The following is a 24,407-nucleotide window of genomic DNA, read 5'->3' as shown; positions in this document are numbered from 1 at the left end:
CGGTCCCGGTCGCTACTGTCGGAGCCATGGACGGCACACAGGGCGTACGCGGGGCAGATCAGACACACGGCACACACGGCACACAGGCGGCGCACGGGGCGCGAGCGCACAGTGAGCGGGGCGCCGGGAGCGGTTACGGGCCGGCCGACACCGAGCGCTTCGACACCGAGGAGGACAAGCGCCCCGGCCGCACCGCCTTCCAGCGCGACCGGGCCCGGGTGCTGCACTCCGCCGCGCTGCGCAGGCTCGCCGGGAAGACCCAGGTGGTCACGCCCGGCACACGTTCCCCGGCCTGGGACGCCAGCCCCCGCACCCGGCTCACCCACTCCCTGGAGTGCGCCCAGGTCGGCCGCGAGCTGGGCGCGGTCCTCGGCTGCGACCCGGACCTGGTGGAGACGGCGTGCCTCGCCCACGACATGGGCCACCCCCCGTTCGGCCACAACGGTGAGCAGGCGCTCAACGACTTCGCCTCCGACTGCGGCGGTTTCGAGGGCAACGCCCAGTCGCTGCGGCTGCTGACCCGGCTGGAGCCCAAGCGGTTCGTCCGCGACCCGCGCTCCGGCGAGCTGGTCAGCGTCGGCCTCAACCTGACCCGGGCCGCCCTGGACGCCGCCACCAAGTACCCCTGGCCGCGCGGCGAGCACCCCACCGACCCGCACTCGGTGAAGTTCGGGGTGTACGCGGACGACATCCCGGTCTTCGCGTGGGCGCGCAAGGGGGCGCCCGAGGACCGCACCTGCTTCGAGGCCCAGGTGATGGACTGGTCCGACGACGTGGCGTATTCGGTGCACGATGTCGAGGACGGGCTGCACGCCGGTCACATCGACCCCAACTGCCTCTACGCCGAGCCGGAGCGCGAGGAGATCTTCGCCGTCGCCATCGGCCGGTACGTCCCCGCCGACACCGACCCCCAGGAGCTGGCCGAGGCCCTGGACCGGCTGATCGACCAGGAGTGGTGGCCGCACGGCTACGACGGCTCCGCCGTGGCCCAGGCCCGCCTGAAGGACGCCACCAGCCAGCTCATCGGCCGCTTCTGTACCGAGGCCGAGATCGCCACCCGCCAGGTGTACGGGCCCGGCCGTCTCACCCGGTACGGGGCGGAGCTGGTCGTTCCGCGTGCCGTCCGCAACGAGTGCGCGGTCCTCAAGGCGGTCGCCGACCGCTATGTGATGCAGCGCGCCGAGCAGGAGACCCTCCGCGCCGACCAGCGCATTGTCATCGCCGAGCTGGCCGCCGCCCTCACCGCCCGCGCCCCCGAGGGCCTGGAGCCGCACTTCCGGGCCCTGTTCGACCAGGCGGCCGACGACCGTACCCGTAAGCGCGTCCTGGTCGACCAGATCGCCGCCCTCACCGACGCCTCCGCACGATCCCTGCACGCCGCGCTCACCGCCCGCCGGGGCTGAGAGGCAGACTGGAACCTGACCACTGGGGGTGACCTGTCCGGGGCACACCCTCTTTCGTCATCACGCTGCGTGCGGGACGCTCGCAGCCGGGGGCGCCGCGCAGCACAGTACTGAGGAGGCATCAAGTGGTCGACGCACATCGGACGTTCGTCATCGTCGGAGCGGGACTCGCAGGGGCGAAGGCGGCCGAAACACTGCGCGCGGAGGGGTTCACCGGCCGGGTGATCCTCATCGGGGACGAGCGCGACCACCCCTATGAGCGCCCGCCGCTCTCCAAGGGCTACCTCGGCGGCAAGGAGGAGCGCGACAGCGTCTTCGTGCACGAGCGCCCCTGGTACGCGGGCGCCGACATCGAGCTCCACCTCGGCCAGCCCGTCACCGCGCTCGACCGGTACGCGAAGACCGTGCAGCTCGGCGACAACACGGTCATCCACTACGACAAGCTGCTGCTCGCCACCGGCTCCGAACCCCGCCGTCTCGACGTCCCGGGCACCGAGCTGGCGGGCGTCCACCATCTGCGCCGCCTCGCCCACGCCGACCGGCTGCGCAACGTGCTGGCCGCCCTCGGCCGCGACAACGGCCACCTGGTGATCGCCGGGGGCGGCTGGATCGGCCTGGAGGTCGCCGCCGCCGCCCGGGGGTACGGGGCCGAGGTCACCGTCGTCGAGTCGGAGGCCACCCCGCTGCACCAGGTCGTCGGCCCCGAACTGGGCCAGATCTTCACCGAGCTGCACAGTTCGCACGGCGTCCGCTTCCACTTCGGCGCCCGCCTCACCGAGATCACCGGCCAGGACGGCATGGTGCTGGCCGCCCGTACCGACGACGGCGAGGAGCACCCCGCCCACGACGTGCTCGCCGCGATCGGCGCCGCCCCGCGCTCCGCCCTCGCCGAGGCCGCCGGACTGGAGATGGCCGAGCGGGCGCACGGCGGCGGCATCGCCGTGGACGCCTCGCTGCGCACCTCCGACCCGCACATCTACGCCGCCGGGGACGTCGCCGCCGTCGCTCACCCGCTGCTCGGCGTCCGGCTGCGCGTCGAGCACTGGGCCAACGCCCTCAACAGCGGACCGGCCGCCGCCCGCGCGATGCTCGGCCAGGAGGTGACGTACGACCGGGTGCCGTACTTCTTCTCCGACCAGTACGACCTGGGTCTGGAGTACTCCGGCTGGGCGCCGCCCGGCAGTTACGACGAAGTGATCATCCGGGGTGACGCGGGGAAGCGGGAGTTCATCGCGTTCTGGCTCAAGGACCGCCGCGTCCTGGCCGGGATGAACGTCAACGTGTGGGACGTGACGGAGACGATCCAGGAGCTGATCCGAGCCGGTCAGCAGCACGATCCGGAAGCGCTGGCCGATCCGTCGGTGCCGTTGGAGTCCCTGCTCTGACCACCTGCGCGGGGGCCGGGGCCGGGTTCTTCGGGCCACGGAGGAGTACGAGGAGGAACAGGGCGGCCATCACGGCGACCCCCGCCCACATGGCCTGCTGCCAGCCGTCGACGAAGGACCGCTGGGCGGCGTCCAGGAGCGCTTCCCGGTGCGGCCCGGCGCCGCCCGCCGCCTCGACCGCGTTGGCGACGCCCTCGCGCGCGGTGTCCGCCGCGCCCTCGGGGATGCCGTCCAGCCGGCCGTCGACGGCACCGCGGTAACCGGCCGACAGCAGCGCACCGAGCAGGGCCACCCCGAGCGCGGTGCCGAACTCACGGGTCACGTCGTTGAGCGCGGACGCCACGCCCTGCCGCTCACGCGGCAGGGAGGCGGTGATGGCCTCGGTGGAGGGGGTCATCGCCAGCCCCATGCCGAGGCCCATCGCGAGCATCCCGGGAAGGACGGAGAGGTAGCCGCCGCCCACGGAGACAAAGAGGGCCATCAGCGCGAGTCCGGTCCCGCCCAGCGCGATGCCCGTGGCCATGGTCGTACGGGCCCCGACCCGCGCGGCCAGTCGCGGGGCGAGCCCGGACGTCAGCATCATCAGGACGGCCATCGGCATCAGCGCCAGGGTGGACAGCAGCCCGGACCAGCCCAGCACCGCCTGGAGGAACGGGAAGAGCACCACGGCGATCCCCGCCTGCACCCCGAAGACCACCAGCAGCGTGACCGAACCACTGGCGAGCCGCCGCTCGCGGAAGAGCCGTACGTCCAGCAGGGCGCTCTCCCGGCGGCGCAGCTCCCGGGCCACGAAGGCGGCGGTGCCGAGGGCGCCGAGGGCGAGGGTGGAGAGGGTGACCGGGGCGCTCCACCCCTTCTCCGGGCCCTCCTGGAGGGCGAAGATGAGGCCGGTCACGGCGGCGACCGAGGTCAGGGCGCCGACGGTGTCGAAGGAGTGCCCGGTCCGCTCATGGGAGTCGGGCACCGAGCGCAGGGTCATCGCGAGCGCCAGCACGATCAGCACGACCGGCAGGACGAACAGCCACCGCCAGCTCGCCACGTCCACGAGCAGCGCGGAGAGGAACATGCCGATGATCCCGCCGCCCCCGGCGACCCCGGTCCAGACGCCGATCGCCCTGCCGCGCTCCTCCTCGGGGAAGGTGGAGGTGATCACGGCCAGGGTGATCGGCATGATCATCGCGGCCCCGGTCCCGCTCAGGACCCGGGCGCCGAGCATGACCTCCGCTGTCGGCGCCAGCCCCGCCAGCACGCTCGCGGCGCCGAAGACGGTCAGTCCGGCCACCAGCATCGGTTTCCGGCCGATCCGGTCACCGATCGCGCCGAGCGGCAGCAGCAGGGCCGCCAGGGTCAGGGTGTAGATGTTGATCATCCACAGGACCGTGGACTGGGAGGCGCCGAACTCGACGGCCAGATCGGTCTGGGCCACGTTCAGCCCGGAGACCGACGCGATGACCGCCATCAGCGCGACCGAGACGGCGATCAGGATCATGCGGAGCTGACGCGGACCGGGCGGGTCCAGTTCGGCGGCGGCCGGAGCCTGAGGTCCGGGACCGGACGGCGCGCCCGGCGCGGGCGGATGCGTTCTCATGGGTGCCTCTCACGTCGTACGGGGCCCGGCTGTTCCGGACCCGCGCCACGACGCTAAGCGCGCTTTGCGTTCAGGGCATACGATGTTGCGCATGGAGCAAGATGATGGTGATCTGGACAGCCTCGTACGCAAACGCATCCGTGCCCTGCGGGTGGCCCAGGGCTGGTCCCTGGAGGAGCTGGCCGGGCGGGCGAACCTCAGTCAGTCCTCGCTCAGCCGCATCGAGAACGGGCAGCGCCGCCTCGCCCTGGACCAGCTCGTCACGCTGGCCCGGGCCCTGGACACCACCCTGGACCAGCTCGTGGAGACCGCCTCGGACGACGTCATCACCAGCCCGATGATCGACGGCGCCCACGGGCTGATGCGCTGGCCCGTCAAGGGCGATCCCGGTATGACCGTCGTACGGCAGCGGATGACCGAGCCGCCGCCGGACAACCCGGCCCGGATGCGCGCCCACCCCGGCCGGGAGTGGCTCGTCGTCCTCTCCGGCACCGCGACCCTCCTGCTGGGCCACCGCCGCTTCCGCGTGGAGACCAACCAGGCGGCCGAGTTCCCCACGATGCTGCCGCACGCCATCGGGGCCGAGGGCGGCCCGTGCGAGATCCTCGGGATCTTCGACCGCGACGCCCGCCGCGGCCATCTGCGCGAGGGCCGGGGAGCCGCGAAGGACTGCGCGCCGGACCTGCCGAACACGACATGACGCCCGGGGCGCGTACGGGCTCCGCTTGCGCGCCCCGCATCCGGAACGGCCGACTCCTTGCCAGTATCGGGAGAGGCCGTGCCGTAAGCGCATGACCGTCCTAGCGTGGGCCCCATGACACGGACACACACCCACACCCATGTTCCGGACCACCACGGCGAGGCGGAGATCCTGGATCTGGACGCCCAGGTCCTCGGCGAGCACACCGCCGCCCTCATCGACCGGCTCCCGCTCCACGCCCCGCCCCGCCGGATCGTCGACCTCGGGTGCGGTACCGGAGCGGGCACCTTCGCCCTCCTCGACCGCTTCCCCGAAGCCCACGTCACCGCCGTCGACACCTCGGCCGCGCACCTCCAGCGGGTGCGGGAGAAGGCGTGCGCCCGGGGCGACGAGGGGCGCGTACGGACCGTGCAGGCCGACCTCGACGCCGCCGACTGGCCCGACCTCGGCACGCCCGACCTGGTGTGGGCGTCGGCCTCGATGCACCACATGGCTGACCCCGGCCGGGCCCTGCGCACCGTCCACGGCCTGCTCGCCCCCGGCGGGCTCCTCGCCGTGGTGGAGCTGTCCGGCTTCCCCCGCTTCCTGCCCGCCGACGCCCCTGAGGACCGGCCCGGTCTGGAGGACCGCTGCCACGAGGTGAGCGCCCGCTTCCACGCCGAACACGTGCCGCACCGGGGCGCCGACTGGGGCCCCGTGCTGACCGGGGCCGGATTCACGGTCGAGGACGAGCACGTGATCACGGTGGACACCGGCCGGACGGACGGGGCGGAGGGAGTCCGTGCGGACCGGACGGAGGGCGCTCGCGCCGAGGCGGTCCGCGCCTACGCCCTGAGCAGCCTCCGGCGGCTGCGCCGCAGTGTGGCCGACGGGCTCGCCCCCGAGGACCTGGCCGCGCTCGACCGGCTGCTCGACACCGGGGGCCCCGGCTCCCTCCTGCGCCGCGACGACCTCACCGTACGGACCGAACGCACCGCCTGGGCCGCCCGCCGCCCGGCCTGACCCCCGTGCCGGAGCTGGGCGGGGGCCCGGCGGCGTCGGGTTGTCCGAGCCCACCCGTAGACTTCACACGTGGCGGGCAGGATCAACGACGACGACGTGAAGGCGGTACGGGACGCGGTCCCGATCGACGCCGTCGTGTCCGAGTACCTCCAACTGCGCAGCGCGGGCGGCGGAAACCTCAAGGGACTCTGCCCCTTCCACGACGAGAAGTCCCCCTCCTTCCAGGTCAGCCCCTCCAAGGGTCTGTTCCACTGCTTCGGCTGCCAGGAGGGCGGCGACACCATCGCGTTCGTGATGAAGATCGACCACCTCTCCTTCTCGGAGACGGTCGAGCGCCTCGCCGCCAAGGCGGGCATCACTCTGCGGTACGAGGAGGGCGGCTACAACCCCTCCCACCAGCGCGGCGAACGCATCCGGCTGATCGAGGCCCACCAGGCCGCCGCCGAGTTCTACGTCCGAGCGCTGGAGAGCCCCGAGGCCGAGATCGGCCGGAAGTTCCTCGCCGAGCGCGGCTTCGACCAGGAGGCCGCCACCCACTTCCGCGTCGGCTACAGCCCGGCCGGCTGGGACCACCTCACCCGCTATCTGCGCGGCAAGGGCTTCAGCGACAAGGAGCTCATCACCTCCGGCCTCTCCCAGGACGGCCGCCGGGGCCCCATCGACCGCTTCCGCGGGCGGCTGATGTGGCCGATCAGCGACACCGCCGGGGACATCGTCGGCTTCGGCGCCCGCAAGCTCCGCGACGACGACAACGGCCCGAAGTACCTGAACACCCCCGAGACCCCCGTCTACAAGAAGTCCCAGGTGCTGTACGGCATCGACCTGGCCAAGAAGGACATCGCCAAGTCCAGCCGCGCCGTCGTGGTCGAGGGCTACACCGACGTCATGGCCTGCCATCTCGCCGGGGTCACCACCGCCATCGCCACCTGCGGCACCGCCTTCGGCAACGACCACATCAAGATCCTGCGCCGCCTCCTCATGGACAACGGCAGTGCCCGCGTGATCTTCACCTTCGACGGTGACGCGGCCGGTCAGAAGGCCGCCCTGCGCGCCTTCGAGGACGACCAGAAGTTCGCCGCCGAGACGTACATCGCCATCGCCCCGGACGGCATGGACCCGTGCGACCTGCGGCTGGCCAAGGGCGACGACTCCGTACGCGACCTGGTCGAGCCGCGCACCCCGCTCTTCGAGTTCGCGCTGCGCCAGATCGTCGGCCGGTACGACCTGGAGACCCCGGCGGGCCGTGCTGCCGCGCTCGACGAGGCCGCCACCGTCGTCTCCAAAATCAAGACCAGCAGCGTGCAGCGCGAGGTGGCGGTCCAGCTCGCCGGGCTCGTCGGCATCCTCGACCAGGAATTCGTCGTCCGCCGCGTCGCCCAGCTCGCCCACTGGGCCCGGAGCAAGGGCGGCGACACCAAGGGGGAGCGCGGCGGCCCCCGGGGCCCGCGCCCCGGCGCCCCGCAGCAGAGCGCCCCGGCCCCCGCCGGTTTCTCCGGCCCCGCGCTCCACCTCCGCAGCCCCGCCCACCGCACCGAGCGCGAGCTCCTGAAGCTGGCCCTCCAGAAGCCCGCCCTGGTCTGCCCGGCCTTCGACGCGTACGGCGTGGACGAGTTCACCGCCGCGCCCTACGCGGCCGTGCGACGGTGCATCGAGGAGGCGGGCGGCGCCGAGCGCGGCCTCGGCGACAGCCGCGAGTATCTGGTCGCCGTCATGGACGCGGCCCCCGACGACTCCGTGCGCAACCTCGTCACCGAGCTCGCCGTCGAGGTCTTCCACGGCAAGACGATCGACGAGACCTACGCCGGAATGCAGCTCGTCCACGTCCGGCTGCGCGCCGTGGACCGCCGCATCAACGACGTACAGAGCAGTCTCGCCCGCCTCGGCAGCCATGTGGCCCCCGACGACCTGGCCGCCGCGCAGAACGAGGTCTGGGTGCTCCAGCAGTACGCGCAGTCCCTGCGGGCACGGGGCGCCGACGCGCTCTGAGGGCCCCTCCCGCGCACCCCTCAGCGCGGGGTGTCCTCCCGGGGGCTGTCGGTGTCGAGCCCGGCGATGATGCTGACATCTGCCTCGGACATACCCAGAGCCCCGGCGATCTCCTGGACGAGAAGCGGCTCAGGGTTGTGCCGTCCGCTGCGCAGCATCTGGATGGTGGACCTCGAACGCCCGGTCTCCCACGCCATGTTCCTGACCGGAATCCCGCGCAGGTCCATCAGCCCGGTGAGCACCCGCGCGAACGGGTGCGGCTCCGGCTGTCCGGCAGGGGCGACGGCAGGACCGACGACCATGTCGTCGATCTTGGCCTGGAACCGGATCAGCCGGTCGCCCGCGAATCCGATCGTCGCGACAAAGGGCAGACTCTCGCCATCGCCATCGCCATCGCCATCGCCATCGCCATCACCTGGACCGACTGTGCCCGGCACGTACACCTCGGTGAACCTCGCGGGGTGACCGCGGTGATCACTCCCGATCTCCAGGGGCAGCCCCGGCTCGACACGGCTGACCTTCCAGTCGCGGTTCCACCAGGGAAGATCCGCCAGCAGCCCGTTGAGGAACGGGGGCAGAACGGTGAGGTCCACCGGGTCCGGAGGGTACTTGCCGCCTCCGTGGAGGACCTGGGGCCAGTAGGTCAGGGCCGCGATCACGTCCGTTGTCAGCGTGCGTCCAGTAATCGTCATGTCCGCACTCTCCCACCGGCCGGCCGGGCGATCCGCCGGACCGGACGGACAGCGGGCCGGTGCGGCACCGGCGTCCGCCCGACGGACCGGGAGCAGTAACCGGCCGGTGACCGACCGGAACCAAAAAGTCCCCGCACGCCCCTCGTGGCAACCCTGTGCCGTGCCCCACACTGGGGCTGCCAGAGTCATCGGAGTGCGCGGGCCTGATCTCGACCCAGGGCCCTGGCGCGGACCTCCGTCCCGTCATCAGGCAGTGATCACCTGGAGGTCGCCCTCGTGCAGACGCGGACCGTGACGACCACGACCGAGCACATGTCGGTGATTCCCGCGCAGAACCGGGCTGTCCACCACCCGGAGAGCCACCCGGAGAGCCACCCGCAGGACCTTCCGGAGGGCCCTGGGGAGAACCCGCCGGGAAGCCCCCGGGAGAGCCACCCGGAGACCGCGGCCGGTCCGCCCGTGCCGCGGGCCCCCGAGGCGGTCATGAGCGCAACCGAGGCCGTCATGGAGGAAGCGGAGCACGTCCCCGAACCCCGCGAGGCGCGGAGCCGGGCGGAGAACGGCGGCCCCACCTCCGACCTCTTCCGGCAGTATCTGCGCGAGATCGGCCGCATCCCGCTGCTCACCGCCGCCGAGGAGGTCGAGCTGGCCCGCCGCGTGGAGGCCGGGCTCTTCGCGGAGGAGCGGCTCGCGGGCACCCCGGACCTGGACTCCCGGCTCGCGGGCGACCTGGACCGGCTCGTCGTCATGGGCCGCACCGCCAAGCGCCGGCTCATCGAGGCCAACCTCCGTCTGGTCGTCTCCGTCGCCAAGCGGTACGTCGGGCGCGGGCTGACCATGCTCGACCTGGTTCAGGAGGGGAACCTCGGGCTGATCCGGGCGGTGGAGAAGTTCGACTACGCCCGGGGCTACAAGTTCTCCACGTACGCGACCTGGTGGATTCGCCAGGCCATGTCCCGCGCCCTGGCCGATCAGGCCCGTACGATCCGCGTCCCCGTCCATGTCGTGGAGCTGATCAACCGGGTGGTCCGCGTCCAGCGCAGGCTGCTCCAGGAGCGCGGGTACGAGCCCACCGCCGACGAGGTGGGCGCCCAGCTCGACCTGACCCCGGAGCGGGTCACCGAAATCCTGCGCCTGGCCCAGGAGCCGGTCTCCCTGCACGCCCCCGTCGGCGAGGAGGACGACGTCTCCTTCGGCGACCTCATCGAGGACGGCGACGCCGCCTCACCCGTCGAGTCCGCCGCCTTCCTGCTGCTGCGCGAACACCTGGAGGCGGTCCTCTCCACCCTCGGGGAGCGCGAACGCAAGGTCGTCCAGCTCCGTTACGGCCTGGACGACGGGCGGCCCCGCACCCTGGAGGAGATCGGCCGGATCTTCGGCGTGACGCGCGAACGCATCCGCCAGATCGAGTCCAAGACCCTCAGCAGGCTGCGGGACCACGCCTTCGCGGACCAGCTCCGCGGCTACCTGGACTGACCCCCGGGGGCCGCCCCGGGATCAGTCCACCTCCGCCAGCGCCTCCGCGAACTGGGCCGCGTACAACCGGGCATAGGCACCGCCCGCCGCCAACAGCTCCTCGTGCGTGCCCTGTTCCACGATCGACCCGCTCTCCATCACCAGGATCACGTCCGCGTCCCGGATCGTGGAGAGCCGGTGCGCGATCACGAACGACGTACGCCCGTGGGCCAGGCGCGCCATCGCCTTCTGGATCAGCACCTCGGTCCGGGTGTCCACCGAGCTGGTGGCCTCGTCCAGGACCAGGATCACCGGGTCGGAGAGGAACGCCCGCGCGATGGTGATCAGCTGCTTCTCGCCCGCGCTGACCCCGGAGCCCTCGTCGTCGATCACCGAGTCGTACCCGTCGGGCAGCGTCCGGATGAACCGGTCCGCGTGCGCCGCCCGGGCCGCCTCCTCGATCTCCTCCCGGGTGACCGCGCGCGCGGCGCCGTACGCGATGTTCTCCGCGATGGAACCGCCGAACAGCCAGGTGTCCTGGAGCACCATGCCGATCCGCGACCGCAGGTCGTCCCGGGGCACCTGCGCCACATCGACCCCGTCGAGCGTGATCCGCCCGCCGGTCACCTCGTAGAACCGCATCAGCAGATTGACCAGCGTGGTCTTGCCCGCCCCGGTCGGGCCGACGATCGCGACCGTCTGCCCCGGCTCCACGCTCAGCGAGAGCCCCTCGATGAGCGGCTTCTCCGGCTCGTAGCGGAACGACACCTTCTCCAGCGAGACCCGCCCCGTCAGCTCCTCCGGCAGTGCGCCGCGCTCCGGGTCCGGGCCCTGCTCCTCCGCGTCCAGCAGCTCGAAGACCCGCTCGGCCGAAGCCACCCCGGACTGCACCAGGTTGGCCATCGAAGCGACCTGCGTCAGCGGCATCGAGAACTGCCGGGAGTACTGGATGAACGCCTGGACGTCACCGATCGACAAGGTGCCCGAGGCGACCCGCAGCCCGCCCACGACGGCCACCAGCACATAGTTGATGTTCGAGATGAAGAACATCAGCGGCTGCATCAGCCCGCTGGCGAACTGCGCCTTGAACCCGGCCTCGTACAGCGCCTCGTTCTGCTCGGCGAAGTCCCGCGCGGACTCCTCCTGCCGCCCGAACACCTTCACCAGGGTGTGCCCGGTGTACATCTCCTCGATATGGGCGTTGAGCCGCCCCGTCACCTGCCACTGCTTCACGAACTGCGGCTGCGACCGCTTGCCGACCCGCGTCGCCACGACCACCGACAGCGGGATCGTCACCAGCGCGACCAGCGCCAGCAGCGGGGAGATCCAGAACATCATGATCAGTACGCCGACGATGGTCAGCAGGGAGTTGATGAGCTGGCCCATCGTCTGCTGGAGCGTCTGCGAGATGTTGTCGATGTCGTTGGTCGCCCGGCTGAGCACCTCACCGCGCTTGGCCCGGTCGAAGTACGACAGCGGCAGCCGCGCCAGCTTCGTCTGGAGGTCCTCGCGCAGCTGGAAGACGATCCGGTTGATCACCCGGATCGACAGCCGCGTGGCGACCAGCATCAGCAGTCCGGCGGCGACATAGACCGCGAGCGCCATCAGCAGCACGCCGCCCACCGCGCCGAAGTCGATGCCCTCGCCCGGGGTGAAGCCCACCCCCGAGAGCATGTCGGCCAGCGAACCGCTGCCCTCCGCGCGCAGCCCCTCGACCGCCTCCGCCTTCGTGGTGCCCTCCGGCATCTGCCGGCCGACCACCCCCGCGAAGATCAGGTCGGTCGCCCTGCCCAGGATCTTCGGCCCGGCCACCGCCAGCGCCACGCTGGCCGTCACCGCGCCCAGCATCAGATACAGCGGGGTCTTCTCCCGGCCGAACCGCTTCAGCAGCCGCTTGCCCGACCCCTTGAAGTCCATCGACCGCTCGGTGGGCGCGCCCCCGGCCATCATCCGTCCGCCAGGACCGGCCATCACGCGGCCTCCGCTTCCGTCAGCTGGGAGAGCACGATCTCCCGGTATGTCTCATTGCCGTCCATCAGCTCGTGATGGGTGCCGCTGCCCACGACCCGCCCCTCGTCCAGCACCAGAATCCGGTCGGCGTCGCGGATGGTGGAGACCCGCTGCGCGACGATCACCACGGTCGCCCCGGCCGTCTCCCGGGCCAGCGCTCCCCGCAGCGCCGCGTCGGTCGCGTAGTCCAGCGCCGAGAACGAGTCGTCGAAGAGATAGATCTCCGGCCGCTGCACCAGCGTCCGCGCGATGGCGAGCCGCTGCCGCTGACCGCCCGACACATTGGTGCCGCCCTGCGCGATCGGCGCCTCCAACCCGTGTTCCAGCGCCTCGACGAACTCCTTGGCCTGGGCGACCTCCAGCGCGTGCCACAGCTCCTCGTCGGTGGCGTCCGGATTCCCGTACCGCAGGTTCGTCGCGACCGTCCCCGAGAAGAGGTACGGCTTCTGCGGCACCAGGGACACCGTCTTCGCCAGCAGCACCGGATCGAGCGTCCGCACGTCCTCGCCGTCGACCAGCACCGCGCCGTCCGTCACATCGAACAGCCGGGGTACGAGACCGAGCAGCGTGGACTTCCCGCTCCCCGTCGACCCGATGATCGCGGTGGTCTCCCCGGGCCGGGCCACCAGGTCCACGGCCCGCAGCACCGGCTCCTCGGCACCCGGGTACCGGAACTCCGCACCCCGTACCTCCAGATGCCCGTGCCGCCGCAGCTCCGTGACGGGAGAGACGGGCGGCACGACGCTCGACTCCGTACCGAGCACCTCCTCGATGCGCTCGGCGCACACCTCGGCGCGCGGCACCATCATGAACATGAAGGTGGCCATCATCACCGCCATCACGATCTGCATCAGATACGCGAGGAACGCGGTCAGCGCACCGATCTGCATCCCGCCGCTGTCGATGCGGTGCGCGCCGAACCACACCACCGCGACGGACGACAGGTTGACCACCGTCATCACGGTCGGGAACATCAGCGCCATCAGCCGCCCGGTCGCCACCGACACATCGGTCAGCTCGGTGTTGGCCCCCCGGAACCGCTGCTCCTCGTACCCGTCGCGGACGAACGCCCGGATCACCCGGTTGCCGGTGATCTGCTCGCGCAGCACCCGGTTCACCGTGTCCAGCCGCTCCTGCATCGTCCGGAACAGCGGCCGCATCCTCTTCACGATGAGGCTCACCGAGATGCCCAGCACCGGCACCACCGCCAGCAGCACGGCCGAGAGCGGGACGTCCTGGCCGAGTGCCATGATGATGCCGCCGATACACATGATCGGCGCCGACACCATCAGCGTGAACGCCATCAGCACCAGCATCTGGACCTGCTGGACGTCATTGGTGGTCCGCGTGATCAGCGAGGGCGCCCCGAACCGCCCCAGCTCCCGGGCCGAGAACGACTGCACCCGGTCGAACACCGCCGCCCGCACGTCCCGCCCCAGCGCCGACGCGGTCCGGGCCCCGTAGAAGACGGCCCCCACGTTGCAGAGCACCTGGAGCACGCTGACGGCGATCATGATGCCGCCGAACTCCAGGATGTGGCCGGTGTCGCCCTTGACGACACCGTTGTCAATGATGTCCGCGTTCAGGCTGGGCAGATACAGGGTGGCGCAGGTCTGGAGCAGCTGGAGGAGGACCAGCAGCGCGATGGGTTTCTTGTACGGGCCCAGATGGGCCCGCAGGAGTTTTATGAGCACGCGTGTCTCTCGGAGTCGGCCGTGTCTCTCTGAGTCGGCGGAGGGCAGAGGCCGACCAAGTTTCGCGTACGCCGTACTCGAACGGCGAACCGTTTTCCCCAAACTCAGGTCAAGACCGGGGCCGGTGCGGTGCTCCTTCTACTGCGCCCCGCCGAAGGCGCCCGGGTGGATCTGGTCCCGCGTCGCCCCGTACTGCTGGCGCACCGCCCGCCCGACCGCGAGCTCCTCGCCCGGCTCCAGCACCTGGGCGGCGGCGCCCTGCCAGGCCGGGGGAGTGCGCGGGTCGAGGGTGCCCTGCGAGACGCCGAGCGCCCACGCCGCCTGCCGGGCCGCGCCGAGCGCCGCGTACTGGGCGGGCTGCGGGACGACGACCTGTGTGCCGAACACCGCGGGCGCCAGGGCCTGTACGGCGGGGAGCTCGGCGGCGGCCCCCAGCAGGAAGACCCGCCGCACCTCCACGCCCCGCCCGCGCAGGACGTCCAGGGCGTCGGCCAGCGAGCAGAGCATGCCCTCGAAGGAAGCCCGCGCCAGGTGCTCCGGCTTCATCGACTCGCGCCGCAGCCCGCTCAGGGTGCCGGCGGTGTGCGGGAGCTGCGGGGTGCGCTCACCTTCCAGGTACGGCAGCAGCACCAGCCCGGAGGAGCCGGGGGTGGACTTGAGCGCGAGGGCGGACAGCTCCTCCAGCCCGTCCACGCCGAGCATCTCGGCGGTGCCGCGCAGGGCCCGTACGGCATTGGAGACATGCACCACCGGCAGGTGCATCCCGGTGGCGTCGGCGAAGGAGGTGATCATCCCGCTCGGATCGGCGAGCGCCTCGTGGTGGACGGCCATCACGGACCCGGAGGCCCCGAGCGAGACCACCGCGTCGCCCACCGCGACCCCGAGCCCGAAGGCGGCGGCCATGGTCTCGCCGGTCCCCGCGGAGATCAGCAGCCCCTCGGGCGTGGTCCCGGCGGATTCGGCGGGGCCGAGCACCTCGGGCAGGGCGGCGGGGTGGCCGAGGGCCAGCTCCACCAGATCGGGCCGGTAGGCGGCGGACCCGGCCGACCAGTACCCGGTGCCCGACGCGGCACCCCGGTCCGTGGTCCGCCGGGCGGGCCGGCCGAGCAGCTGCCACACGAGCCAGTCGTGCGGCTGGAGCACGGCGGCCACCCGCTGGGCGTTCTCCGGCTCGGTCCGGGCCAGCCACCGCAGCTTCGCCACGGGCTGCGCGGCCTGCGGTACGGCCCCGACGGCCTCGGCCCAGGGCTGCCGCCCGCCCAGCGCGTCGACGAGATCGGCCGCGGCCACCTGCGCCCGCCGGTCGTTGCCGAGGAGGGCGGGACGCACGAGGTTGCCCTGCCGGTCCAGCGGTACGAGCCCGTGCTGCTGGGCCGAGACACCGATGGCCTGCACCCCCTCGAGCAGCCCGCCGGAGGCCGCCTCACCGAGGGAGAGCAGCCATGCCTGCGGATCGACCTCGGCGGCCTTGGCCTCGACCGGATGGGCGGCGTACCCCTCCCGGAGCACGGCGCCCGAATCCGTGTCGCAGACGACGATGTGAGTGAAGGCGGAAGAACTGTCCAGCCCCGCGACTATGCCCATACGCAGATTCTGCCGCACCGCCGTACTTTCCGGTAACCGTCGGGCCTCAGGTGTTGGTGGTCCCCCAGTCGTCCTCGGCGCCGCCGTTCTGGCTGCTGCGCTCCTTCAGCGACCGCACGCGCTCGGCGACGGAGGCGGGCACCTTGTCCCCGACCTTGTCGCTGACCGAGTGGTACGCCTTCCCGGCGATGTCCCGGCCGCTGTGCGCGGCACTCTCGGCGGCGTTGCGCACGGCGGGGTTCTCCGTGAACTGCCGGGCCGACTTCTTCAGCTGCTCGTAACGCTCGCGCCCGGCTCGCGTGCCGAGCACGTAACCGAGGGCCACTCCGGCGATGAACGTGAGCCGGTACCGCATGGCTGCCACCCTTCCTACGCTTGGTGCGACGTGTGCAGCCCGCCTACCCGCGAGCACCCGAGATCACCCCGGGCGATACCGATTGGCGGAGCACCCCCCTGCTTGCGCTAATGTATGTGTCGCAGCGAACGCGCGCCGCCCGGCAGCCGCCAGGCAGGTACGATTCGAGGCAACGCAGCAATCCCCTGTAGCTCAATTGGCAGAGCAGCCGGCTGTTAACCGGCAGGTTACTGGTTCGAGTCCAGTCGGGGGAGCGCGATCCCCTGTAGCTCAATTGGCAGAGCATTCGGCTGTTAACCGGAGGGTTACTGGTTCGAGTCCAGTCGGGGGAGCGGTTCGGAAGAGGGCCCTTCGGGGTCCTCTTTCGTGTGTCCGGCCCACCACTCTCCCGGGGTGCCCGAGACCCCCGGGAGTGACACTTTCGGGTCTTCTCGATCTTCCCCGCAACCGGGCAGCACGCAGCGCCGTCCTCAAGATCAGGCGAAGTCGGCCATCCGGAGCGAGAGATCGTATGACCGGCTATGCTGCGGCAGACGGTGCGCACACTTGTACGCGCCACGCCGAGACGGGGCGGTAGCTCAGCCGGTTAGAGCAGCGGACTCATAATCCGTCGGCCGTGGGTTCGAGTCCCACCCGCCCCACCGAGCGACCCCAGGCAGAATCGTTCTGACCTGGGGTTCGCGCTTTCCGGGACCGTTCTCCGGCCTAGGGGACCGGGACCGGGATCGTATCGGGCCGGACCGTACCGGGTCAGGACGCCGGACCCGTGATCTCCGTAATCCCTGTAGTTCCCGTGATTTCCGTGACCGCCCGTGCGAAGGCTTCCGCCCGGGGCGAGGGCCGGGTGCGGTGGCGGACGAGGCCCAGTTCGGACGCGGGCAGGTCCCGTACGGCGACGAAGGCGAGGGAGCCGCGGCGGCCGTGGTAGTCGGCCGTGGACCGGCACAGCAGCATCGCGCCGCGGTCGGCCGCCGCCAGGCTCAGCCCTTCCTGGAGCGTGTTGACGGTGGGTCCGGCCGGTACGGGGAGGCCGCCCGGGGTCAGGGCGGGGGCCTGGGCCCGGCGCCAGTACTCGGGGGCGCCGCCGTCGATGCCGATGAGCCGGCAGCAGGCGAGCTCCTCGGCGGAGAGCGACTCCCGGGCGGCGAAGGGGTGCCGGGCGGAGACGGCGAGGGTCTGCGGCTGCCGGGAGAAGGCCGGGCCGAGGGTGAGGTCGTCCTCGGCCACCGGGAGCAGCACCACCGCACAGTCCACCTCATGGCGGCGCAGCGCCCCGAAGGGGTCGGAGAGCGGGATCTCCACGATGGTGACCGCGCAGTCGGGGTGCCGGTCCGTGAACAGGGCGATCGCCCGGCCGAGGCAGCCGTCGACGGTGCCCTGGAAGCCGACGCGCAACTCCCCGCCCAGGCCCCGCGCGGCGGCCCGCGCCCCCTCCACCGCGGCGCGCAGGGTGTCGTACGCCGGACGCAGGTCCGCGAGGAAGCTCTCGCCGAGCGGGGTCAGGCGCACCCGGCGGCTGGTGCGTTCGACGAGCGGGGCGCCGATACGGCTCTCCAGGGAGCGCAGCAGCTGGCTGACCCGGCTCTGGGACACGTACAGCCGCTCGCCGGTCCGTCCGAAGTGCAGCTCCTGGGCGAGCACGAGGAACGTCTCCAGCTCGCGTATCTCGACACCGCTCATAGCTTTCTCTCCCCACGGCCGCTCCGTGCGGCCGATCCAGTAGCCCTGCTCATCGAAGGATGAGGGATCGGCCGTTGTTCCCGCCGGGCGGGGCGGATTGGCTGGCCGCATGGCACAGACCGAGGAGAACGCAGATATCACGACGGCGCCGGAGCGGTCCGCGCCCCGTGGCTGGCCGGCCGTCGCGGCGGTCGCGGGCGCGACGTTCACGGTGGTGACGTCCGAGATGCTGCCCGTGGGCCTGCTGACGCCCATCGGGGACGCGTTGGGGGTGAGCGGGGGCACCGCCGGACTGACCCTGACCATCACCGGCCTGGTCGGAGCGGTGTCGGCGCCGCTGCTGACGCCCTTGCTGGGCCGGTTCGACCGGCGGACGGTGCTGTGTGCGCTGATGGCGGTCCTGGCGGTGGGCAACCTGCTCGCGGCGTGGTCGCCGGGGTTCGCGGTGATGGTGGCCGCCCGGGTGCTGGTCGGCATCGGCATGGGCGGCGTCTGGGCGATCGCGGCGAGCCTGGCGGTACGCCTCGTACCGCCGAGGTCGGTCGGCTCCGCGACCTCGTTGATCTTCAGCGGAATCGCGGTGGCGTCGGTGCTCGGCGTCCCGGCGGGCGCGTACATCGGTGAACTGGCCGACTGGCGGGCGGCGTTCGTGACGGTGGGCGTGCTGGCACTGGTGGTGCTGATCGCCCTGGCGGCCCTGCTGCCGAGGCTGCCCGCCGAGCACGGCGTACGGCTCGGCGGGGTGCTGCGACTGTCCGGCGAGCCACGGGTGCGGACCGGGCTGGCCGTGGTGGCGCTGCTGGTCACCGGTCACTTCGCCGCCTACACCTACGTACGCCCCGTGCTGGAGGAGGTCTCGGGAGCGGGCGCCGGGATGATCGGCACGCTCCTGCTGGTGTACGGGGTCGCGGGCGTGGCGGGCAACTTCGTGGCGGGCGCGGGCGCCGGGCGGTCACCGCGCTCCACCCTGCTGGTGATCAGCGCGGTGCTGGCGGCCACGGTCGCGCTGGTACCGGTGCTCGGCGGCTCCGTCCTGACGGCCGGTGTGCTCCTCGCCGTCTGGGGCCTGTCCTACGGCGGTGTGTCGGTCAGCACCCAGACCTGGCTGCTGGCCTCGGCGCCCGAGGCCCGGGAGGCCGCCTCCTCGCTCTTCGTCGGCGTCTTCAACGGGGCGATCGCCCTGGGCGCGCTGGTCGGGGGACTGGCCGCGGACGGCGCCGGGGTCACCGCGGTGATGTGGCTGGGCGGCGCGCTTGCCGTCACGGCCCTCGCGGTGACGGCGCTGGGCAGGGCTCCTTCGTCGGGGCGGCTGTGAGGGGGCCTTGGGGGCTCCTCCGGGACCGGCGGGGTGTGGCCCGGCCTCCCGTACGGGCAGCGGCGGCGGCCGTCAGGCCGGATCGCCCCGCAGATGGGCGAGCACGGCCAGCACCCGCCGGTTGCCCTCCGCCGGGTCGAGGTCCAGTTTCATGAAGATGTTGCCGGAGTGCTTGACCACCGATGCCTCGGTGACGGTGAGCCGCTGCGCGATGGTCTGGTTGTTGAGCCCCTCGGCCATCAGCGCCAGCACCTCCCGCTCGCGGGGGGTGAGACGGTTCAGCGGGCGGCTGTCCGTCTGCTGGGCCAGCAGCACCCGCACCACCTCCGGGTCGATGACGGTCTGCCCCTCGGCCACCTGGCGCAGGGTGTCCATGAACTGCGAGACCTCACCGACCCGTTCCTTCAGCAGATAGCCGAGCCCGCCGCGGCCCGCGCTGTCGCGGCTCAGCAACTGAGTCGCGTACGCCGTGGCGACGTACTGGGAGAGGACGAGCACGGGAAGCCGCTGATGGCGGGCGCGCAGCTCCAGGGCGGCCTTGAGGCCCTCGTCCCGGAGACCCGGGGGCATCCGGACATCGGTGATCACGATGTCGGGGCACGACGCGTCCACCGCGAGGACCAGCTGCTCCGCGTCACCCACGGCGGCGACCACCTCGTGGCCGCTGCGGGTGAGGAGCTCGACCAGTCCCGCACGCAGCAGTACGGCGTCCTCGGCGAGCACTACGCGGAGCACGGGACCTCCACCCGGAGCTGGGTCGGACCGCCGACCGGGCTGGACACCAGGAGTCTGCCCCGGAGGATCGCCATACGGTCCGCCAGCCCGGACAGTCCGGTACCCGCGTCGGGGTCCGCTCCGCCGCGCCCGTCATCGGTGACCGTCAGGACGAGACGTTCGCTCTCCAGCCTGCCCACCACGGTGGCCCGTGAGGCCCCGCTGTGTTTGGCCGCGTTGGCCAGCGCCTCGGTCACCGTGAAGTAGGCCGTCGTCTCCACCGCCCCCGGCAGCCTCCGCGGCAGGTCGATGTCGACGGTGACGGGAAGGGGGTTGCGCAGGGCGACCTCCGCCACCGCGGCGGCCAGACCGTGGTCGGTGAGCACCTGGGGATGGATGCCCCGCACGAGATCCCGCAGCTGGTCCTGCGCACGACGGGCCTCGGCCCGCCCGCGGGTGATGAGTTCGGCCACTGCGGGGTTCCCGTCCTTGAGTTCCATCTGTGCCAGGCCCAACGTCATGCTGAGCGCTATCAGTTGCTGTTGCGCGCCGTCGTGCAGATCACGCTCGATCCGGCGCCGCTCCGCTTCGAAGGCGTCGGCCAGCCGGGCACGCGACCGGGTCAGTTCGATCACACGGCGCTGGGACCGGTCCGCGCGGGGCGTCAGCAGCAGGTCGGCGAGCTTCACCTGCGCGCCCGTCAACAGGCCCGCCAGATAGGCGCAGACCGCCAGACCGAGGACGCCTCCCGCGCTGAACGGCAGCGCGGCCAGTGGATGGGGCACCGCCCGACCGGGAATGATCATCACGGTCTCCGGCGCGAGCAGCCAGACGATGAGAGGGGACACCGTGATGGTCGCGGAGAAGGCCAGCAGGGCGGTGACGCCGAACCCCGTCCAGGTGAACACGACCGTCAGGGCGGCGGTGTAGCCCAGCTCCCGCCAGGTCGCCCGCTCGGCGAGCCGGGAGCGCATCCAGGACATGCCGCCGGTCGTGAGCGTCGGGCCGTGCGGGTTCTGCAGAGGGGCCGGCTCGACCAGCCGGAGCCGTCGGCGCTCCACGGCGGCGACCGGCACACCGGCCATCGCGGCAGCCGCGAGGAGCAGCACGCCCACCCCGACCACGGACAGCAGCACACCGGCGGAAACCATCAGTACGAGACCCAGCAGGACGACCAGCCCGAACAGCATCCCGCTGAAGAGGTGGGCCCAGCAGCGCAGGGGCCAGCTGGAGAACAGGAACCGCGTGGGGCGCTGCCGCATCGCCTCCCAGACGGCGACGCTCCGCTCCGTCGGCAGCGGGGGCCGCGGCGCCCGCCAGTCGAGCACGCCCCGTTCTCCTTCCGGGCCCTCCGCCATGGGTCCCGGTTCCTCTGCCATGGGTGCAGCCCTCCCGGTCACGTGGCACAGCGCGATCTCCGGACACCTTCGCGATCTCCGGACACCTTCGCGATCTCCGGACACCTTAGTGTCCGGCCAACGGACCGGCGCTAGGGAAAACCCTCCCTTGAGAACTCCTCCCAGCCCTACTGTGCCGAGCGCTCTTTCACGGTGGACTGGGAGTCGGCTCCATCGCTCCGGCAAAGGACCAACGACATGCCATCACTCACCGAAACGAGAGCTCCGGCCGCGCGGCTGGTCTCGATCTCCAAGAGCTATCCGGGGGCGGCGGGGCCGGTGCTGCACGAGGTCTCCGCCGATTTCGCCGCGCGCGCCATGACAGGGGTCATGGGCCCGTCGGGGTCGGGCAAGACGACCCTGCTCCACTGCGCCGCGGGCCTGGACCGGCCGACCGAAGGTCAGGTGCTCCTGGGGGATACGGATCTGACGGTCTGCGACGAGAAGAAGCTGACCGAGATCCGGCGCAGCCGGGTGGGCTTCGTCTTCCAGCAGTTCAATCTGCTTCCCATGCTGACGGCTTACGAGAATGTGGCACTGCCCCTGCGCCTGAACGGACGACGGCCGAAGCGGCAGGTCGTGCTGGAGGCGTTGCGGCAGGTGGGACTGGAGGGGGAGGCGGAACGGCGTCCCGCGCAGCTGTCCGGTGGCCAGCAGCAGCGTGTCGCCATCGCGCGGACGCTGGTGACCGAACCGGAGATCGTTTTCGCCGACGAGCCCACCGGCTCCCTCGACCGGGCAGCCGGCCGCCAGGTCATGGGCCTGCTGCGGGACCTCGTCGACCGCCGGGGGGGAACCGTCGTGATGGTCACGCACGACCCGGCCGCCGCGGCCTGCGCGGACCGGGTGATCCACCTGGTGGACGGCCGGGTGGCCGGTACGGTGGAGGCGCCCACCGTCGAGCGGATCACTGCCCGGCTCAGCCGGTGGGAGAGCTGATGTGGCGTCTGTCGCTGCGCTCGGTGCGTCACCACTTACCGCTGTTCCTGGGGACCTTCATCTCCCTGGCGCTCGGAGTGGCCCTGATCGCCGTCTCCGCGGCCGCTCTGGTGGCGACCTGGGACGTGACCCGGCCCCCGCGCGAAGGCCGGCCCTCCGTGGTCCTCGAGGACGCCACGGGAACCAGCCACACCGTCTTCGGCGGTGACCTCGACATGGGCGGTGTGCAGACCGTCCTGGTGATGGCCGGGGTCATCTCCGCGTTCGTCACGGTCTTCGTCATCGCCGGTACCTGTGCGTTCGGTGTCGCCCTGCGGCGCCAGGACATGGGGCTGCTGAGGCTGGTCGGGGCGGGCGGGCCGCAGGTGCGCCGGATGGTGATCGGGGAGTGCCTGGCGGTGGCGGTGCCCGCCGCCGCCGTGGGCTGCCTCGCCGCGGCGGCGGTCACGCCCTGGGCGGTGAGCGGGCTCAACGGCACGGGGCTGTCCCCCGCCGAGCTGCGGGCCGGGCCGCTCGCCGGGCCGCTCGCCGGGCCGCTGCTCTTCGCCGTCGGCTGCGGGCTCGTCATCGCCGTACTGGGCGCGGCCGCCGCCTCGCGGCCGGCCGCGCGGGTCAGGCCGGCCGAAGCGCTGCGCGAGGCGGAACTCGACAGCCGGGTCATGACCGTCGGGCGCGGGGTGATGAGCCTCCTGCTGCTCCTCACCGGAGTGGTCATGGTCTGTCTGGCCTCGGGTTCGCAGGAGGAAGACGCCATTCCGCTGGCGCTGTTCGGCTCGCTGGCACTGACGCTCGCCGCGTCCTCACTGGCACCGCTGTATCTGCCGTGGCTCGTGCGGATGTCGGCCCGGCCCCTGGAGCGCACACGCTCCGTCCCGGGCAGGCTGGCCGCCGAGGCGGTCATCACCGCCCGGCTCAGGACCGCTTCCCTCGTGCGGCCGGTCCTCGCCGTGCTGGCGGTCGTGGGCATCTTCAGTTCCGTGCTGGCCACGACGGGCGCGGCGGCCGAGGCGGACGGCCGGAGCCGAACGATCGGCCAGCTGGTAGTCGAGCCGACGGCCGGGGACACACTGGGCGAGGACATTTTGGACGGGCTCCGCGAGGACCCCCGGGTCAGCGCCGTCTCCGCAGGGGCGTCCGTCGACCTCGCGGCGGCCCGGCACCATGAGATCTGGCAGGGCGAGGGTCTGGTGGCCGACCTGCCGACGCTGGCCCGCACGCACCGCGTGGACCTGATCGAGGGGGACATCGGAGAGCTCGGGGCCGGTGAGGTCGCCATCTCCGAGGAGTTCTCCGAGTGGTACGGCTACCACCCGGGGAGCCGTCTGACGTACGGCCTCTACGGTGGCGAGGCGGTCGGCGCCCGGGTGGTGGCCGTCCTGGACGGTGGCTCCGCCGTACCGCACCTGGTTCTCCCGGCCACCCGGGCAGGGGCCCCCGGGCCCGGCCGGGCGGTGGTGCTGCTCCACGGGGCGGCGGTGGGGTCGGCTTCCGAGGTGGCCCGGGAGCTGACCGAACGGTTCGGTGGGGACCGGGTGCGGGTGACGCGGACCGACCAGTGGTTCGACCGGTCCGCGAAGGAGAAGGACCGGCTCGACGACATGGTGCTGCTGGTCCTGGCCGGACCCGCCTCCGCCTACGCGCTGATCGCCGTCGGCAGCACGCTGGTCATGTCCTACAGCCGTCGCCGCCGTGAGATCGCCACCATGAGACTGCTCGGCGTCAGCCAGGAGCAGGTGCGCCGGATGGCGCTGTGGGAGACGGCGGCCACGACGTCCGTGGCGGCGCTTGTCGCCGCCCTGGTCGTCGCGGCGGGCCTGCTCTCCTACCGGTCGGCGCTGAGGGCGACGTACGAGGTGGTTCCGCTCGGCGTTCCGTGGGGAGCGCTGCTCGGGCTGTTCGCCGCCTGCCTCGCCGTTTCCCTGACGGTGAGTCTGGGCGCGGTCCGGCGGCTCATCAGACGCTCCGACATCCGGTCCGACTCCGACATCGCCGTGACGCCCACAGCTCCTCGGTCGGCCCCTCGGCGGGCGGAAAGTCTTACGGATGCCTAGGGCGTGTCCGGCGGATCTTGACCGGGTCTGCGACGCCTGGCACTTCCCCAAGCTCTCGGCTTCGCTCGAGCAGGGGAGGCCCCATCTCTCGCGGCGTTGCCGAAACGCCCGAATCGCTCCGCGATGAGGACGTTCCAGCGCCTTGCGATGCACCGCACCAGACGCCGCGGCCTGTCCGGTCCTGATCCGCCGGACACGCCCTGGCCGCGAGGACGCCCGACTCCGGGAATGACCCGGCCGCTTCCTGGCGTTCGCCGGGGTCAAGCCCGGGCCCGGGGCCCGGTCCGCACCTGAGCTCTGCCCGCTCTTACAGCCCTGCCCGCTCTTACAGCCCTGCCCGCACTTACAGCCCTGTCCGCGCCTACAGCCCCGTCCTCGACATCCCCTGACAGGTCGTCTTCCCGTGGGGCCTCGATGGTAGGGAAAACCCGACCGACAGGTCTCGACCTACCTGTCA

General features: G+C 72.0%; 18 protein-coding genes and 3 tRNA genes. 12 read left to right on the top strand and 9 right to left on the bottom strand.

The window, feature by feature from the left end; genetic code table 11:
• Positions 1–26: 26 nt before the first annotated feature.
• Both B7C62_09050 and B7C62_09045 read left to right on the top strand, forming a co-directional pair.
• Positions 27–1,403 carry a deoxyguanosinetriphosphate triphosphohydrolase gene (locus B7C62_09050; protein ID ARF72403.1) on the top strand — a complete coding sequence of 459 codons (1,377 nt, stop codon included), beginning with the start codon at positions 27–29 and terminating at the stop codon, positions 1,401–1,403.
• 125 nt (positions 1,404–1,528) lie between these two features.
• Positions 1,529–2,788 (top strand): FAD-dependent oxidoreductase, encoded by a 1,260-nt coding sequence (locus tag B7C62_09045; protein ID ARF72402.1) that lies wholly within the window; start codon positions 1,529–1,531, stop codon positions 2,786–2,788.
• On the opposite strand, the gene B7C62_09040 is transcribed toward B7C62_09045, so the two are convergent.
• Positions 2,679–4,376, bottom strand: a complete 1,698-nt coding sequence (locus tag B7C62_09040) for an MFS transporter (GenBank protein ID ARF72401.1) — start codon at positions 4,374–4,376, stop codon at positions 2,679–2,681. The genes B7C62_09045 and B7C62_09040 overlap by 110 nt on opposite strands.
• An 82-nt stretch (positions 4,377–4,458) precedes the next feature.
• Here B7C62_09040 and B7C62_09035 point away from each other — a divergent pair, with 82 nt between their 5' ends.
• The 3 genes from B7C62_09035 to B7C62_09025 all read left to right on the top strand — a co-directional run bounded on the left by B7C62_09035 (position 4,459) and on the right by B7C62_09025 (position 8,064).
• On the top strand, positions 4,459–5,076 hold the full coding sequence (locus B7C62_09035) for an XRE family transcriptional regulator (GenBank protein ID ARF72400.1): 618 nt from the start codon (positions 4,459–4,461) through the stop codon (positions 5,074–5,076).
• A 114-nt stretch (positions 5,077–5,190) separates the two neighbouring features.
• Positions 5,191–6,078: an SAM-dependent methyltransferase gene (locus tag B7C62_09030; protein ID ARF72399.1), complete on the top strand. Its 888-nt coding sequence runs from the start codon at positions 5,191–5,193 to the stop codon at positions 6,076–6,078.
• 69 nt (positions 6,079–6,147) lie between these two features.
• A complete protein-coding gene (locus tag B7C62_09025) occupies positions 6,148–8,064 on the top strand; it encodes a DNA primase (protein ID ARF72398.1) in 1,917 nt (638 codons plus the stop codon).
• A 20-nt stretch (positions 8,065–8,084) separates the two neighbouring features.
• Here the strand turns inward: B7C62_09025 and B7C62_09020 are convergent, their stop codons facing one another.
• Entirely contained in the window at positions 8,085–8,756 is a 672-nt protein-coding gene (locus tag B7C62_09020) for a transcriptional regulator (protein ID ARF72397.1), read from the bottom strand.
• A gap of 222 nt (positions 8,757–8,978) precedes the next feature.
• Between B7C62_09020 and B7C62_09015 the strand changes: the two genes are divergently transcribed.
• On the top strand, positions 8,979–10,232 hold the full coding sequence (locus B7C62_09015; GenBank protein ID ARF72396.1) for an RNA polymerase subunit sigma-70: 1,254 nt from the start codon (positions 8,979–8,981) through the stop codon (positions 10,230–10,232).
• Between the two features lie 21 nt (positions 10,233–10,253).
• Here B7C62_09015 and B7C62_09010 read toward each other — a convergent pair whose 3' ends face one another.
• From B7C62_09010 to B7C62_08995, 4 genes are all read right to left on the bottom strand, one after another.
• Complete coding sequence (locus B7C62_09010; GenBank protein ARF72395.1) at positions 10,254–12,182, bottom strand: multidrug ABC transporter ATP-binding protein; 1,929 nt, start codon at positions 12,180–12,182, stop codon at positions 10,254–10,256.
• The gene (locus B7C62_09005; GenBank protein ID ARF72394.1) at positions 12,182–13,915 is read right to left on the bottom strand and encodes a multidrug ABC transporter ATP-binding protein; all 1,734 of its coding nucleotides are present in this window, start codon (positions 13,913–13,915) and stop codon (positions 12,182–12,184) included. Before B7C62_09005 ends, B7C62_09010 begins: the two co-directional genes overlap by 1 nt.
• Before the next feature lie 138 nt (positions 13,916–14,053).
• Complete coding sequence (locus tag B7C62_09000; protein ID ARF72393.1) at positions 14,054–15,499, bottom strand: sugar kinase; 1,446 nt, start codon at positions 15,497–15,499, stop codon at positions 14,054–14,056.
• Positions 15,500–15,545: 46 nt separating this feature from the next.
• The gene (locus tag B7C62_08995; protein ID ARF72392.1) at positions 15,546–15,854 is read right to left on the bottom strand and encodes a hypothetical protein; all 309 of its coding nucleotides are present in this window, start codon (positions 15,852–15,854) and stop codon (positions 15,546–15,548) included.
• A gap of 181 nt (positions 15,855–16,035) precedes the next feature.
• Here B7C62_08995 and B7C62_08990 point away from each other — a divergent pair.
• From B7C62_08990 to B7C62_08980, 3 genes are all read left to right on the top strand, one after another.
• Positions 16,036–16,108 (top strand) — tRNA-Asn (locus B7C62_08990).
• Between the two features lie 5 nt (positions 16,109–16,113).
• Positions 16,114–16,186, top strand: a tRNA-Asn gene (locus B7C62_08985).
• Positions 16,187–16,421: 235 nt separating this feature from the next.
• A tRNA-Met gene (locus tag B7C62_08980) sits at positions 16,422–16,498 on the top strand.
• A 106-nt stretch (positions 16,499–16,604) separates the two neighbouring features.
• On the opposite strand, the gene B7C62_08975 is transcribed toward B7C62_08980, so the two are convergent.
• A complete protein-coding gene (locus B7C62_08975; GenBank protein ID ARF72391.1) occupies positions 16,605–17,534 on the bottom strand; it encodes a LysR family transcriptional regulator in 930 nt (309 codons plus the stop codon).
• Between the two features lie 109 nt (positions 17,535–17,643).
• Here B7C62_08975 and B7C62_08970 point away from each other — a divergent pair, with 109 nt between their 5' ends.
• On the top strand, positions 17,644–18,849 hold the full coding sequence (locus tag B7C62_08970) for an MFS transporter (protein ARF72390.1): 1,206 nt from the start codon (positions 17,644–17,646) through the stop codon (positions 18,847–18,849).
• Between the two features lie 72 nt (positions 18,850–18,921).
• On the opposite strand, the gene B7C62_08965 is transcribed toward B7C62_08970, so the two are convergent.
• Both B7C62_08965 and B7C62_08960 read right to left on the bottom strand, forming a co-directional pair.
• Entirely contained in the window at positions 18,922–19,584 is a 663-nt protein-coding gene (locus B7C62_08965) for a DNA-binding response regulator (GenBank protein ID ARF72389.1), read from the bottom strand.
• Positions 19,572–20,921 (bottom strand): sensor histidine kinase, encoded by a 1,350-nt coding sequence (locus tag B7C62_08960; GenBank protein ID ARF72388.1) that lies wholly within the window; start codon positions 20,919–20,921, stop codon positions 19,572–19,574. Before B7C62_08960 ends, B7C62_08965 begins: the two co-directional genes overlap by 13 nt.
• A 237-nt stretch (positions 20,922–21,158) precedes the next feature.
• Between B7C62_08960 and B7C62_08955 the strand changes: the two genes are divergently transcribed.
• The gene (locus B7C62_08955; protein ID ARF72387.1) at positions 21,159–21,899 is read left to right on the top strand and encodes an ABC transporter; all 741 of its coding nucleotides are present in this window, start codon (positions 21,159–21,161) and stop codon (positions 21,897–21,899) included.
• Positions 21,899–23,950, top strand: a complete 2,052-nt coding sequence (locus tag B7C62_08950) for an ABC transporter permease (GenBank protein ID ARF72386.1) — start codon at positions 21,899–21,901, stop codon at positions 23,948–23,950. The genes B7C62_08955 and B7C62_08950 overlap by 1 nt, the downstream gene beginning before the upstream one ends.
• The last annotated feature ends 457 nt before the right edge of the window (positions 23,951–24,407 follow it).

The organism is Kitasatospora albolonga, assembly GCA_002082585.1.
GTDB classification, from domain to species: domain Bacteria; phylum Actinomycetota; class Actinomycetes; order Streptomycetales; family Streptomycetaceae; genus Streptomyces; species Streptomyces stephensoniae.
The sequence above is the reverse complement of the archived record's forward strand: the minus strand, read 5'-3'. Positions and strand labels throughout refer to the sequence as shown.

Coding starts and splice junctions, on each gene's coding strand:
- B7C62_09050 (ARF72403.1), top strand. CDS start 27: ATGGACGGCACACAGGGCGTACGCGGGGCAGATCAGACACACGGCACA.
- B7C62_09040 (ARF72401.1), bottom strand. CDS start 4,376: ATGAGAACGCATCCGCCCGCGCCGGGCGCGCCGTCCGGTCCCGGACCT.
- B7C62_09035 (ARF72400.1), top strand. CDS start 4,459: ATGTTGCGCATGGAGCAAGATGATGGTGATCTGGACAGCCTCGTACGC.
- B7C62_09030 (ARF72399.1), top strand. CDS start 5,191: ATGACACGGACACACACCCACACCCATGTTCCGGACCACCACGGCGAG.
- B7C62_09020 (ARF72397.1), bottom strand. CDS start 8,756: ATGACGATTACTGGACGCACGCTGACAACGGACGTGATCGCGGCCCTG.
- B7C62_09010 (ARF72395.1), bottom strand. CDS start 12,182: ATGGCCGGTCCTGGCGGACGGATGATGGCCGGGGGCGCGCCCACCGAG.
- B7C62_09000 (ARF72393.1), bottom strand. CDS start 15,499: ATGGGCATAGTCGCGGGGCTGGACAGTTCTTCCGCCTTCACTCACATC.
- B7C62_08995 (ARF72392.1), bottom strand. CDS start 15,854: ATGCGGTACCGGCTCACGTTCATCGCCGGAGTGGCCCTCGGTTACGTG.
- B7C62_08975 (ARF72391.1), bottom strand. CDS start 17,534: ATGAGCGGTGTCGAGATACGCGAGCTGGAGACGTTCCTCGTGCTCGCC.
- B7C62_08970 (ARF72390.1), top strand. CDS start 17,644: ATGGCACAGACCGAGGAGAACGCAGATATCACGACGGCGCCGGAGCGG.
- B7C62_08960 (ARF72388.1), bottom strand. CDS start 20,921: ATGGCGGAGGGCCCGGAAGGAGAACGGGGCGTGCTCGACTGGCGGGCG.
- B7C62_08955 (ARF72387.1), top strand. CDS start 21,159: ATGCCATCACTCACCGAAACGAGAGCTCCGGCCGCGCGGCTGGTCTCG.
- B7C62_08950 (ARF72386.1), top strand. CDS start 21,899: ATGTGGCGTCTGTCGCTGCGCTCGGTGCGTCACCACTTACCGCTGTTC.